At 66.7% G+C, this 13,883-nt stretch carries 12 protein-coding genes; all 12 read right to left on the reverse strand.

Features of this window, described 5'->3' with window-relative positions:
* Positions 1-1,555: xanthine dehydrogenase family protein molybdopterin-binding subunit (locus GPL20_RS18845; RefSeq protein WP_246250702.1), on the reverse strand; the 1,555-nt coding region annotated here is incomplete at its 3' end.
* Between the two features lie 9 nt (positions 1,556-1,564).
* The gene (locus tag GPL20_RS18850) at positions 1,565-2,041 is read right to left on the reverse strand and encodes a (2Fe-2S)-binding protein (RefSeq protein WP_157331004.1); all 477 of its coding nucleotides are present in this window, start codon (positions 2,039-2,041) and stop codon (positions 1,565-1,567) included.
* Between the two features lie 17 nt (positions 2,042-2,058).
* On the reverse strand, positions 2,059-2,877 hold the full coding sequence (locus GPL20_RS18855) for an FAD binding domain-containing protein (protein WP_157331005.1): 819 nt from the start codon (positions 2,875-2,877) through the stop codon (positions 2,059-2,061).
* Between the two features lie 2 nt (positions 2,878-2,879).
* Positions 2,880-3,323, reverse strand: coding sequence for an SRPBCC family protein (locus GPL20_RS18860; protein ID WP_254125321.1), 444 nt, complete (start codon positions 3,321-3,323; stop codon positions 2,880-2,882).
* Between the two features lie 87 nt (positions 3,324-3,410).
* Positions 3,411-3,848, reverse strand: a complete 438-nt coding sequence (locus GPL20_RS18865) for an SRPBCC family protein (protein WP_157331006.1) — start codon at positions 3,846-3,848, stop codon at positions 3,411-3,413.
* 10 nt (positions 3,849-3,858) lie between these two features.
* Positions 3,859-6,765, reverse strand: coding sequence for a flotillin family protein (locus tag GPL20_RS18870; RefSeq protein WP_157331007.1), 2,907 nt, complete (start codon positions 6,763-6,765; stop codon positions 3,859-3,861).
* 26 nt (positions 6,766-6,791) lie between these two features.
* Positions 6,792-7,625 (reverse strand): phosphoenolpyruvate hydrolase family protein, encoded by an 834-nt coding sequence (locus GPL20_RS18875; protein WP_157331008.1) that lies wholly within the window; start codon positions 7,623-7,625, stop codon positions 6,792-6,794.
* A gap of 3 nt (positions 7,626-7,628) precedes the next feature.
* Positions 7,629-9,839 carry an ABC transporter permease gene (locus GPL20_RS18880; RefSeq protein ID WP_157331009.1) on the reverse strand — a complete coding sequence of 737 codons (2,211 nt, stop codon included), beginning with the start codon at positions 9,837-9,839 and terminating at the stop codon, positions 7,629-7,631.
* Positions 9,832-10,614: an ABC transporter ATP-binding protein gene (locus GPL20_RS18885; protein ID WP_157331010.1), complete on the reverse strand. Its 783-nt coding sequence runs from the start codon at positions 10,612-10,614 to the stop codon at positions 9,832-9,834. Before GPL20_RS18885 ends, GPL20_RS18880 begins: the two co-directional genes overlap by 8 nt.
* The gene (locus tag GPL20_RS18890; RefSeq protein ID WP_157331011.1) at positions 10,607-11,689 is read right to left on the reverse strand and encodes a branched-chain amino acid ABC transporter permease; all 1,083 of its coding nucleotides are present in this window, start codon (positions 11,687-11,689) and stop codon (positions 10,607-10,609) included. Before GPL20_RS18890 ends, GPL20_RS18885 begins: the two co-directional genes overlap by 8 nt.
* Position 11,690: 1 nt before the next feature.
* Positions 11,691-12,701, reverse strand: coding sequence for a branched-chain amino acid ABC transporter permease (locus tag GPL20_RS18895; protein ID WP_157331012.1), 1,011 nt, complete (start codon positions 12,699-12,701; stop codon positions 11,691-11,693).
* Between the two features lie 281 nt (positions 12,702-12,982).
* Positions 12,983-13,810, reverse strand: a complete 828-nt coding sequence (locus GPL20_RS18900) for an AraC family transcriptional regulator (protein WP_157331013.1) — start codon at positions 13,808-13,810, stop codon at positions 12,983-12,985.
* Positions 13,811-13,883 lie beyond the last annotated feature (73 nt).

A 13,883-nucleotide genomic window follows, 5' to 3' on the forward strand; every position in this document is an offset into this window, starting at 1 on the left:
GCGCGGCATCGGCATCGCCGAACCGCAGGCGTTGGTGATCGTAGACGTCGTGATAGATGAAGGCGTTCTTCGGATAGGTCTCGTTGACCACGGGCGCGCGGTCATAGGTCGTGCGCTGCTGCGCTGGCGCGGCGGGCCTTGCGCGCGAATCCGCCGGCGTCGGCGGGATCGCGGCGCGGCTGCCGCCGCCATCCTTGCGGGAGGAGGCGCGCCTGAACTCGTCGCGGATCGGCCATTTGGCCTTTTCGGCGGCGACCTGGACGCATTCGATCAGCGCGGTGTTCTTGGCCTCGCGCCGGTGCGCCTTCATGTCGCCGTCGCGATAGGCGTTCAGAATCCGGAACTCCATCGGGTCCATGCCGACGAGGTTTGCGAGCTTGTCCATCTGGCATTCGATGGCGAAGTCCATCGCGGTGACACCGAAGCCGCGCATGGCGGTTGCGGGGGTGCGGTTGGTGAAGACGCAGTAGACGTCGCCATAGACGTTCGGGATGGTGTAGGGGCCGGGCAGGTGCGCGGCGCATTTCACCGCGGCATAGCTCGACAGCCGCGTATAAGCGCCGCTGTCGAAATAGGCGCGGATCTTGCGTGCGACGATGCGGCCGTCCCGCATCACGCCGTCCTTGATGTAGATGCGTTCGGCACCACGCGGCGGGCCGTACTGCATCTCCTCCTCGCGTCCAAACACATAGCGCACGGGACGTCCGGTCAGCATCGCGCCGAGGATCGCGAGCGGCTCGGTCAAGGTATCCACCTTGCCGCCGAACCCGCCGCCGACGGTGCCGCCGATGAAGTGGAAGGTGTTGGAGGGCACGTCCAGGATCTTGGCGCAGGTGTCGACCGAGAAGAACAGCGCCTGGGTCGAGGTGTAGACGACATAGCGGCCGTTGGTGTCGGGTGCTGCGATGGCGCCATTGGTTTCGGTCGGCGCATGCTCGATCGGCGACATCTGGTAGCGCTGTTCGAGCACGTGGTCGGCACTAGCGAGCGCGGCATCGGCATCGCCGAACCGCAGGCGTTGGTGATCGTAGACGTCGTGATAGATGAAGGCGTTCTTCGGATAGGTCTCGTTGACCACGGGCGCGCCGGGCTTGAGCGCATCCTCGACGTCGAACACGGTCGGCAGCGGCTCGTAGTCGACCCTGACCTTTGCGATGGCCTCAAAGGCTTCGCGCTCGCTGTCGGCGACGATGGCGACGATCGGCTCGCCCTTGTAGCGAACCTTGTCGACGGCAAGCGACGGCTCGTCGTCCTTGCCGAAGTTGATCAGGCTCAAGAGCGTGTTGAGATTGACCGGCACATCGGTGCCGCGAATGATCCGGCGTGCGCCGGCCGAGCGTTCCGCATCCGTGGTGTCGATGCGGCGCAGCCTTGCATGGGCCTGGGTCGAGCGCACGACCTTGAGGTGCAGCATGCCCTGGAGCTTGTGATCGCCAAAATAGCTCGACGTGCCCGTGATGTGGCCGAGCATGTCCTGGCGCTGCGTGCCCTTGCCGATTTCCTTGAGATTGTCGTCGCGCTCGTCGGCGAAGATGTCCTTGCGTAGTTCCAGCATGGTCTGACCTCAGGCGCTGGCCCGGCCGCCCGCGGCGGCGAGGATGGCATTGATGATCGGCTCGTAGCCGGTGCAGCGGCAGATGTTGCCGGAGATCGCCTCGATCACGTCGGCCCGGCTCGGGGAGGGATTGCGATCGAGTAGCGCCTTCGCGGCCATCAGCATGCCCGGCGTGCAATAGCCGCATTGGGCGGCAAAATTGTCGGCGAACGCACGCTGCAGCGGATGCAGGTTCGGTCCCTGCTTGAGACCATCGAGCGTCTCGACGGAGCGGCCGGCGACCGTCTCGGCGAGCGTCAGGCAGGAGAGGTGGAGTTCCCCGTCGATCAGCACGCTGCAAGTGCCGCAGCCGCCCTGGCCACAGCCGAATTTCGGCGTCATGTCGCCGATCAGTTCGCGCAGGGCGACCAGCAGATTGGTGCCGCCGTCGACGAAGATCGCGACGTCGCGGCCGTTGTGACGAAATTGCAGAGGCGTCTTGGACATGGCGGCCTATTCCTCGGCTATTCCTGACCGGACAAGAGGCGGCGCAGGTGCACGCCGATGATCTCGCGGCGATACCAGGCGCTGCCGAGCGCGTTGTCGGCGGGCGATGTTCCTTCGGTCGCAGCAGAGGCGGCCGCATCGATCGTTGCGGAATCGAGCACGCGTCCTTCGAGCGCACGTTCCGCCCCCTTGGCGCGGATCTGGATCGGCGCCATCGATCCCAGCGCAACGCGAGCACCAGCAATGCGCCCCCCGCTGATCGGCAGGTGTGCGGCCAGCGTGATGACCGAGCCGCCCTTCGGCTTGATGCGGGCGATCTTGCGATAGCGAAATGCCTCCGCGCTGGCCGGCCGGGTGCAGGAGATCGACAGCACCAGCGCACCGGACTGCCGCTCGCGCGATTGCAGGAACTCCTCGATCGCGATGTCACGGGCACCGAAGCCGCCTTGCACGGCGACCGTGGCGTCGAGCGCCAGCAGCGCCACGGTGAAATCGCCATAAGGGTTTGGCGCGAAGAGATTGCCGCCGACCGTGCCCATGTTGCGCACGGCGGGCCCCCCGATCGAGCGGGCCGGCGCATGCAGGAAAGCGAGGTCGCGTTCGGCAAGGACGCGCGCGAAGGTGACGCCGGCGCCCAGCGTGACACGCGGGCCGGACGCATCGACCCGGGTCAGCGCCTGGTCGTTGGCGCGAACGACGGTCGAGATCGAGACGTCGCCCTCGTTGAGCGCCCGCATCACCAGCGTGCCGCCGCCGAGATAGCGCGCACTGCGATCTGAAGATAGTGCCCCGGCAGCTTCGCCGGCGCTGGCAAAGGTCTTTACGGTCACAGCCATGGCTAGGCGGCCTCCTTCAGATGGCGACGGATCGCCTCGAATCCCGCCTGGTAGATGTCTTCAGCGACCATGTGGGTGATGCGGTCCCTGTCCTCGGTCTTCGTGGTGAAGCGCGATTCCCAATGCCAGAAGGTGCGGTCACCATCGGTCACGGGCAGCAGGCGGACATGCGCGACGTAATTGAACATCGGGATCGGCGTATCGAGCAGGCAGTAGCTGAAGGTCTGTTCGAGGTCGGACAGCGCGAGCAACTGTTCGCGCAACTCGGAGCCATCCTTGAGCTTGAAGCGCCTGACGCAGCCGATCTTGTCGGAGGCCTGCGCGCGTTCGATCGAGGAGGTCGCAACCGCCGGATGCCAGCGGTCGTGACCGTTGAAATCGCGCAGCACATTCCACACCGCATCGGTCGGCGCGTCCAGGATGGTGCTTTTGACGATATGCGGCACGTCTAGGCCTCGGTTGTTTTCTTCACCTCGCCCCGCTTGCGGGGAGAGGGGGCGCAGTGTGACTTGATGGACGCGGCTGGGATCATTTCAGCCTCCGAACACACGCTTCAGGGCGTCGAAGCCGCCCTGGAACACGCCGCCGCCGATATTGTTGACGAGCTCGGTTTCCCGCTCCGGCGCGCAGTCGAACTCGGCGGTCCATTCCATGAAGGTCTGGTCGCCGTCGGTGACGGGCGTCAGCCGCAGCGTTGCGACGTAGTTCTCGACGCCCATCGGGGATTCCAGGATCGAATAGGTGCAGAACATGTCGTAGTCGGAGAGGCCCAAGAGCTTCTCGCGGATGCGGTCGCCGTTGCGGAGGCGGAAATCCCTGACGCAGCCGATCTTGTCGGAGGGCTCGCCGCCCTCGATGCGGCTTTCGGCGATCGCCGGATGCCAGTTCGGCATCCCATTGAAATCGCGCACCCGCGCCCAGACGCGATCGTTACGGGCGTTGACGACGGTGGAGACGTAGACGCGGGCCATGGGTCAGACCTCAGCTCTTCTTCCGCGGGCCACGCTCGGCCGGCGGCTCGCCACCTTCGGCCGCAGGCGGGGAGGCCGCCGGCTTGTCGCCGCCACCGCCGCTCTTGCGCGCGGAATCCTTGATGCCCTGCATGTCGCGGGCCTCCCGGATCAGGCCCGGCATCTTCGCGAGACTGCCGCCCTCGACGCCGATGTCGGACAGGATGGAATCGATCAGCGGTGCCTGGACGCGGTAGCGCAGCGCCGAGTCGATCACCTCATCGGTGGCGCTGCGGCCGCCATTGCCACCTCCGTGTCCGTTGCCGTTGAGGCCGTCGACCTGAAGGATGCGGATGCCCTCGATCTTCTCCATCGGCTTGACGCTCTCGCGGACGATGCCCTCGATGCGGTCGAGCAGCTTGCGGCGGAACAGCGAGTAGCGCGCCTGATCCGTCAGCACGTTCTCGGCCTCGTTGAGCATGCGCTGCGCCTCGGCCTCGACCGCGGCGCGCACCCGCTCGGCTTCCGCGGCAATTCGGGTCTCCTCGGCCTGTTTCTCGGCGAGCAGCACTTCGACGGTCTTGCGGCGCTTTGCGATCTCGCTCTCGCGCGCAGTGACCACGCGCTCGGTGGCTTCCGTTGCGCGAATCCGCGCCTCCTCGGCGGCGGCGCGTGCCGCCGACTCCTCCAGCGACTTCTGGTGGATCGCGATGGCTTTCTCCATCAGGACCGTCTCGACCTCCTTTTCGCGATTGACTTCGAGCTTGCGCAGCTCGCGTTCGCGGCCGATCCGGGCCTCGTCCAGGCCGCGGTCGGAGGCGATGCGGGCCCGCTCGACCTCCTCGCGTGAGGCGATTTCAGCCTCCTGGAGCGACTGGACGCGGGCGACCTCGAGCTGCTCGACCGCGCGGCGGCGTTCGATGCGGGCGGCTTCCAGCGCCTGCTCGCGCGAGACGTCGGTGGTCTCGACGTCCTTCCGCGCGACGATCTCGGCCTGCTTGACCTGGCGATCGGCATCGATGCGTTCGGAGCGCTTTGCGGAGAGTGCGATGACGCGGTCCTCGTCGGCGATCTCGATCACCTTCTTGTGCTCGATGTTCAGCACCTCGCGCGTCCGCGACGAACTGATCCGTTCGGCTTCGAGTGCGAGATCGACGCCGATGCGCTGGCGCTCGATCGCGTCACGCCGCTTCAGCTCGGCCGCCTCCAAGACGCCGGTCCGTTCGATCTCCAGCGCGCGGGTTTCGCGCTCGGCCTGGATACGCTCGGCCGCAACCGCCTTTTCCTGGGCGATGCGGGCCGCCTCGATGGCCTCGCGCGAGGCGATATCGGCTTCCTCGACGGCGCGGTTGCGGGCGATCTCCAGCGAGCGCACGCGTTCCTCCTGGGCGATGCGCGTCGCCTCCGTGGTCTCGCGCGCTGCGATGCCGGCGACGTCCAGCGTCTGGTTACGCTCGATCTCGAGTTGCCGCGTGTTCTGCTCGGCGGCGATGCGTTCGGCGGCGAGCGTCCGCTCGCGGGCGATGCGGGCGGCCTCGACCGCGCGCTGCGCCTCGATCTCGGCCTCCTGGATGGTGCGCACCTGCTGGATCTCCAGCGCGCGGGTGCGCTCGTCGGAGGAGATGCGCTCGACATTGACCGTCATGGTCTGGGCGATGCGGGCCTTTTCCGTGGCCTCGCGAGCGGCGATCTCGGCCTCGTCGACCGCGCGCGTCCGCTCGATCTCGCGGCGCCGCGTCTCCTCCTCGTTGGCGATGCGGGCGTCGGTGACGACACGATCCTGCTGTATCCGCGCCTTCTCGATCGCCTCGCGCGCGGCGATCTCGGCTTCCTCGACCGTGCGCATCCGCTCGATCTCGCGCTGGCGGACCTCGCGCTCCGAGGCGATGCGGGTGGTGTCGATCGAGCGCTGGTTGGCGATCCTTGTCTTCTCGATCTCCTCGCGTGCCAGCAGCTCCTTCTCCTCGATGGTGCGGGTCCGTTCGATCTCCTTCTGGCGGGTCTCGCGCTCGGAGGCGATGCGGGCCTCGGCGATCGCCTGATCATTGGCGATGCGGGCGCGTTCGATCGCCTCGCGGGCGGAAATCTGCGCCTGTTCGGCCTCGGTTTCGCGGAGCGCGCGTTCGCGGGCGACTTCCGTGCGCTGGAGGGCGCGGCGCATCTCGATGTCGCGCTCCTGCTCCAGTCGCGCGGTCTCGCTCTCGCGCTCGATCTCGAGCGCCTGCCGCTCGGCTTCCAGATTGCGCGAGCGGATCTTGATCATCGAGTCCTGCTCGATGTCGTTGCGCAGCTTTCGTTTTGCCTCGATGTCCTCCATCAGGCGGGTGAGACCCTCGGCATCGAACCGGTTCGATGGGTTGAAGAACTCCAGGTCGGTCTGGTCGAGGTCGGTGATCGCGACCGATTCCAGCTCGAGGCCGTTCTGGGCGAGGGCCTCGGCCGCATTGGTCTTGACCCGCGCGACATAGTCGCCGCGCCGCTCGTGCATCTCCTCAAGGGTCATTTCGGAGGCGACCGAGCGGATCGCGGAGATGAACTTGCCGGCGAGGAGTGCGTGGAGTTGTTCGGGCTCCATGGTGCGGCGGCCGAGCGTGGCGGCCGCGATCGACACGGCTTCGCGGGTCGCCTGTACGCGGACATAGAAGTCGGCCTCGATGTCGACGCGCATGCGGTCGCGCGTGATCACGGCATCCTGCCTGGAGCGGACGATGCCCATCGGCAGCACGTTCATGTTCACGGGGGTGTAGTCGTGGATGAACGGCAGCACGAAGGCGCCGCCATTGATCACCACGCGTTCGCCGAGGAAGCCGGTCCGGACGAACGAGACCTCCTTGGAGGAGCGATGATAGAGCCAGTTCACGATATAGACACCGACCACGATCACGATGATCGCGACGATCAGCCAGAGGATCAATTCACCGACCAAAATCCCTGACATCTTTCCCTCCCTCGAACCGTCCGGCGTTACCGCGCGCCGATCGCCTTGAATTGACGCACCTGATCCGTCAGCGCCCGCTCCACGGGCAATCGCTCCATCGAGGACGCGCCGTAGAAGCCGTGGCAATGGCGGGTGTTCTTCATGATGAAATCGGCATCGGCGGGATCAGCGATCGGGCCGCCGTGAGCCAGCACCAGGATGTCCGGATTGACGCTGAGGGCTGCGGAAGCCCATGTGTCGATCTGCGCGGGGCAGTCCTTGAGCTTTAGCGCGGTCTGCGCGCCGATTGTGCCGCCGGTGGTCAGACCCATGTGACAGACGATGATATCGGCGCCGGCGATCGCCATCGCGGCGGCCTCTTTCTCGCTGAACACATAGGGCGTGGTCAGCATGTCCTTGTCGTGTGCCTTCGCGATCATATCGATCTCCAGCGCATAGGACATCCCGGTCTCTTCGAGGTTGGCGCGGAAGGTGCCGTCGATCAGGCCAACGGTCGGAAAGTTCTGGACGCCGGCAAATCCGAGCGCCTTCAACTGGTCGAGGAACGCGTCCATGTCGCGGAACGGATCGGTGCCGTTGACGCCCGCAAGCACGGGCGTCCTGGTGACCACGGGCAGAACTTCGTTCGCCATTTCGAGCACGATCGCGTTGGCATCGCCGTAAGCCATCAGGCCGGCGAGCGAGCCGCGGCCGGCCATCCGGTAGCGGCCGGAATTGTAGATGACGATCAGATCGACCCCGCCGGCCTCTTCGCATTTGGCTGACAGCCCGGTGCCGGCGCCGCCGCCGACGATCGGCTCGCCGCGCCGCGCCATGTCGCGAAACCGCTTCAGAAGAGCCGTGCGTTCAAACCTGGCCATCGGTCACCTCGCTAGTCTTCGGCGCGCCCCGGCGCGGCCGAACAGGGTCCGGAACGCACTGACAACGGCGGCGGCGAACTCGGGATCGTTGATGTTCTTGGGGATTCGAATGAGCTGGCGGTTGCCGGTCTGCCGCACCGTGCGCTCCAGCGCGCGGAACAACGCGGCGTCGGCGTCCGGATCCCAGAAGGACTGGCCCCGCGCATCAAGCGCGGAGACACCGCCCTCGGGCAGCAGGAAGCGTACCGGACCGTCCATCTGGTTGAGCCGCTCGCCGAGCCAGCGGCCCATGCGCTCGTTCTCCTCGACTGTGGTCCGCATCAACGTCACCTGCGGATTGTGGACGTGGAATTTGCGGCCGCGGTAGCGCTCCGGAATGGTCTCGGGCGCGCCGAAATTGACCATGTCGAGCGCGCCGACCGAGCCGACATAGGGCAGGCGGCTGCGAATGATCGCGCCGAGGCGGTCTTCCGTCGCAGGAAATACGCCGCCCACGAGCAGATCGCAGATCTCGGTCGTGGTGAGGTCGATGACACCGGCAAGCTGGCCGGACTCGACCAGCTTCTCCATCGACCGTCCGCCGACCCCGGTGGCATGGAAGACCAGGCATTCGAAATCGCCGCGCAAATCGGATGCGATCCTCTGCACCGCCGGCGTGGTGACGCCGAACATGGTGATGCCGACCGCGGGCAGGCCGCCGGCCTCGCGCGCCGTAGCAGCGCGTGCATCGAGCCGCGCCTTGACCATGCCGGCGAGCGCATTGGCGCCGTTGGCCAGCACCACGCGCGAGATCGAGTTCAGGCCCTGCACGTCGGTGACCGAGTACATCATCGTGATATCGGCCGGGCCGACATAGGGCCCGACATCGCCCGAGGCGACGGAGGAGATGATCAGCTTGGGCACGCCGACGGGGAGGGCGCGCATGCCCGGCGCAACCAGCGACGCGGCGCCCGAGCCGCCGGCCGAGATCACGCCGGCGACATTGCCCTGGCGCCGCAGCCAGTTGGCGAAGGCATCGGCCATCGCCGTCACGGCGGCCCCGCGATCGGGGCCGAACACGGCGGCTCCGCCGCGGCCATGGTTCAGGGCGATCTCCTGCGCGGAGACATCGCAGGCCGAATGCTTGCCGCTGGTCGAGACGTCGACCAGGCGCGTGCGCAGGCCGCTTGCCGCGATGATGTCGCGGATGAAGCGCAGCTCGAGGCCCTTGGTATCGAGCGTGCCGACGACCAGCACGACGGGTGGGCCTGCGGCCTGTGCCGCCACGGGTTCGCGCTGGCGCCGCACCGTCTCGTCGAGCCGGCTCACCTGCGTCGAGATCGTGCGCGCTGCCACCTCGATGCGGGCGATCGGCACCGGTTGCGACCATCGTGTCGGGAGCGTCGGGTTGGAGATGTAGATGCGGATCGGTCCGTCGCGGCGCGGCGCCGGCGCAGGCTTGGCTTCGACACCGGACGCAGCGACGTCGATATCCGGCTCGAGCTCGGCGTGAAGCCCGACGCCGAGCAGGCGCTGCTGCAGCTCGCGGTCGGCGGCCAGGCGCGCGGAATCGATGATGCGGTTGATGCGGCCATTGACCATGATCGCGACGTTGCGCGAGATCGCGGTGGCGACGCCGATGTTCTGCTCGATCACGAGCACGGACATGTCCTCGTCCTCACCTAACCGCAGCAGCATTTCCTCGACCTGCGCGACGATGACGGGCGCGAGGCCTTCGGTCGGCTCGTCCATGATCAACAGATGCGGGTTGGTGAGCAGCGCGCGCGAGATCGCCAGCATCTGCTGCTCGCCGCCGGAGAGCTGGCCACCACCGTGGTCCTTGCGCTCGGCGAGGCGCGGGAAGGTGTCGTAGATGCGCTCGACGGTCCAGGCGCCGGAGCGCATGCCGGCGGCAAGCCGCAAATGCTCGTCGACGCTGAGCGAGCGCCACAGGCGACGACCCTGCGGCACGTAGCCGACGCCGAGCCGGGCGATGTGAGCCGGCGGCCGCCGCGTGATGTCCTCGCCGCGGACGCGGATCGATCCGCCGCTCACCGCCACCAGCCCCATGATCGCCTTGCACAGGGTGGTCTTGCCCATGCCGTTGCGGCCGACCACGGAGAACACGCCGCTCTCCAAAGTGAGGTCGACGCCTTGCAGGGCGTGCGAATGACCGTAGTAGACGTCGAGGCCGCGGACCTCGAGCGCGGCGCTGGTGCGGCGGGCCTCATTCATGGCCGCCTCCGAGATAGAGCTCCTGCACCTCGGGATCGGACTGGATCTCCTGCGGCAGGCCTTCCTTGAAGACGCGGCCGTTGTGCATCATCGTGACGCTCTCGACCACGCGCAGCGCCACGTCCATGTCGTGCTCGATGATGATGTAGCCGATATGCGCAGGCAGCGAGGTCAGGATCTCGATCAGCTCGGCCCGCTCGGTCGGCGACAGGCCCGCGGCCGGTTCGTCGAACAGGACGAAGCGCGGCGCGCCGGCGAGCGCGAGCGCGATCTCGAGCTGGCGCTGCTGTCCATGCGCGAGCTCGGCCACGCGCTGGTCCTTCACGGCGGCCAGGTGAACGGCCTGCACGAGGTTGTCGGCCGCATGCATCAGGGCGTCGTTCTGCCCGGGACGCAGGAACGAGAAGCGGCCGCGCGAGACGCCGCGACAGGCGAGATAGACGTTGTCCTGCACGGTGAGGCCGGGGAACAGCGCCGAGATCTGGTAGGTTCGGCGCAGCCCGCGGCGGATGCGTTCATAGGGCGGGAAGTGCGTGACGTCTTCGCCAAAGAAGCGGATGGTGCCGGAGGAGGGCGGGAAGTCGCCGGTGATGCAGTTGAACAGCGTGGTCTTGCCGGCGCCGTTCGAGCCGAGCACGGCGCGCCGCTCGCCGGGACGCACGGTGATGGTGACGTCGGTCAGGGCCGCCAGCGCACCGAACATGCGCGTCACGCCGCGCAGCTCGAGCGCTGCGGCGGCGCCGACCGCGGAGAGGCGATGGGCGACGCTATCCATGGCGCCGCCCTCCGCGTGAGGATGGCGCGTTAAGACCCTGACGCTGGCGCCAGCGCTGCCACAGTCCGATGACGCCGTCCGAGGACCAGAACACGATGGCGAGAAAGCCGAGCCCGATCAGCAGGCGGAAGCGGTTGCCGTCGAGCCCGAGCCTGACCAGGAAGTCGAGTGCGAAGGTGCGCAGCAGCACGAAGATCAGCGCGCCGATGAAGGGACCGATCGGGCGGGTGATGCCGCCGACGACGGCGATGATCAGGATGTCGATGCAGGCTCCGACGCTGACCGAGCCCGGCGAGATCTGGCGGTAGTTCCAGACCTGGAGCACGCCCGCGAGCGCGGCCACGAACGAGGCGAAAGCGTAGGCGGCGACGCGGTGCGCATTGACGTTGAAGCCGAGCGCGGCCATGCGCCGCGGATTGTCGCGCACGCCCTGAAGGGCAAGGCCGAACGGTGCGCGCGAGAGATATTCGACTGCGAAGTAGCAGAACGCGGCGACCGCGAGCACGACATAGTAAAACGGAATGTCGGCGCGCCAGTTCACGCCCCAGAAATGCGGCGTTGCCACGGTGTTGATGCCGGTATGGCCATTGAAGATCGCCCAGTTCTGGTTGGTGAAATAGTAGAAGGCCGCGCCGATCGCGAGCGTGATCATGATGGTGTAGATGCCCTCGGTGCGCACCGCCAGCGCGCCGCCGAGCGTTCCGAAGGCGGTTGCCAGCGTCAGCGCCATCGGGACCGCGAGCCACCATGGCCAGCCGAGGCTGATATTGGTGTTGGCGCTGACGCCGAACACGGCGACCATGTAGGCCGAGAAGCCCGCGATGGTGAGCTGCATCAGGCTGACCATGCCGCCATAGCCGGCGAGGAACATCAGGCTCAACGCTATCGTGCCGAGGATCAGCGTGGTGGCGAAGATCTCGATCAGGAAGAAGCTGTTGGCGATCAGTGGCATGATCAGGAGAATGACCGCGACGATCCAGGCGGCGGGATTGTTGACCTCGGGCCACGCCCGTGCCGGGCGCTGCGCCATTGTGGCGGGCCGTACGGTAACGCGGGCATCGTGGGCGAGTGACATCTCAGCGCCTCGCCAATAGGCCTTGCGGCCGGATGGCCAGCACCAGCACCATGATCAGGAAGGTCACGACGATGGCGTAGGTCGGGATGTAGACCGAGCCGAGCTGTTCGGCGAGTCCGATGATGAGCGCGCCGAGCGCGGCACCGGGGATCGAGCCCATGCCGCCGACGATCACGACGACGAGGGACGCGAGCAGGAAGCGGATGTCCTCGCCGGGCGACAATGACTGGAAGGTGCCGCCGACCACGCCGGCGATGCCGGCAAGCCCCGCGCCGAAGGCGAACACCAGCACGAAGACGAGCTGGATGCGCACGCCGGTTGCGGCGAGGATATCGCGATCATCGACGCCGGCGCGGATGATCATGCCGATCCGGGTGCGGTTGAGCGCGAGCCACATGCCGGCGCCGATCACGACAGAGGCCGCAAAGATCACGAGGCGCACCAGCGGATATCGGAGATAGACCGGCTCGCCGGAGGATTTGATCGCCGTGATCAGCGGCAGGTCCACGGGACCGATCAGCCAGCTCGGCGTCTGGATCTGGTAGAAGTCGCCGCCGCAGGCCCACAGCATGAGGTCGGCGAACACGATCGAAAGCCCGATCGTCACCATGGTCTGCCGCAGATCCTGTCCCTCCATCCGGCGAAACACGATCACCTGGAGCAGGACGCCGACCATGGCCGTCAGGATGAAGGCGACGATGAAGCTGAGGATCCAGGAGCCGGTCGAGGCGCTGATGGCGTAGCCGACATAGCCGCCGAACAGATAGAGCGAGCCGTGCGCGAGGTTGACGTTGCGCATCAGGCCGAAAATCAACGTGAAGCCGCTGGCGACGAGGAAGTAGAGGCCGCCGAGGGTGATGCCGTTGAAGACGGCGTTGAGAAAGACGCGCTTGCGGCCGATCGCCTCTTCAAGGCCCGGCGGCCAGATCGCGAAGATCAGCCAGAGCGCGATGGCAACGGCGATGATGACGATCAGCGCCCAGGCCGGGTGACGTTCGACAAAGCGCGTCATGATCTCACCCCGCCCCCGCTTGCGGGGAGAGGTCGCGCTGAAGGCGCTGGTGAGGGGGAGTCTCCGCGAGTCGAACTGCCACCGACTTCGCGGAGACTCCACCGCACCCAACCCTCTCTCCGCAAGCGGGGCGAGGGGGCATGCAAGCCGTTGCCGGCTGCGAGCCTGCCATGGACGAACGTCCTCCCTGGACTCGCGACCCTCTTTCGGGATCGCGTTGCGTCCATCCTAGCGGGGCGGCGAGACCGGTGTTTGATCGTGAGTATCTTTTCGCGCAGCGGTCAGGCGCGCAAAACCTTGGCGGCGCGACGATAATCGGTCGGGGCCATCCCGACATTGGCGGCGAAGAAGCGGGTGAAGCCGCTCTGCGAGGAGAAGCCGAGATCGAAGCCGATATCGGCGATCGGCGCTTCGCTTGCCACCAGCGCTTCGAGCGCCTGTTCCATGATCAGCGTGTTGAGATAGAGGTTCGGCGTGACGCCGGTCTGGACGCGGAACAGCCGGTAGAAATGCGGCCGAGACAGGCCGGATTCCCGCGCGATAGTATCGAGCTCCACCTCGGCCCCGGGACTCTCCGACATCATCTTGATGCATTTGCGCACGCGGAAGTCGGTCACGGCGCCGCCGGCGCGCGCATCGCGCGCGATCTCGGCCTGCTGCCAGCTCTCGTCGTAGCAGATGTCGATCAGCCGCCGCAGCTCGGAATCAAGGCTGGACAACGATGGTGCGCCGCACACGAGCGCAGCGGTCCGCCTGATGTGCTTGTCGAGTGCGGGCGTGCGCCTGAACTGGGTGCGGCCGAAACGCAGACGGTCGGAGCCGGAGGCGTCCGGCGCAAACCATTCGGCATTGACGTAGAGCACGAAGAAGATCGCGCCGCCGTCGAGATCAGTCGGCAGGAAGTTGTGCGGCTCCCAGGGATTGACGGCAACGACGGAGGATTCGGTGAGATCGTAGTGTCCGTCGGAAACATCGATGCATGCCGACATCCCGCCGACATGGAAGATCAGATGACCTTCACGATGGGCGTGGATATTGAAAGGGCGGTTCAACTGATAAACCGTCGCCCGACCGAACCGGCCATGGAAGACGGCGAGCGCACGGCTCATGCCTTCCCCTCCCGAATGTTCTTGTCTTTTCAGCCAGCGTTCAACAACCGGGAAGAGATTGCAAGAGCGGAGA

It is taken from the genome of Bradyrhizobium cajani, assembly GCF_009759665.1.
GTDB classification, from domain to species: Bacteria; Pseudomonadota; Alphaproteobacteria; order Rhizobiales; family Xanthobacteraceae; genus Bradyrhizobium; species Bradyrhizobium cajani.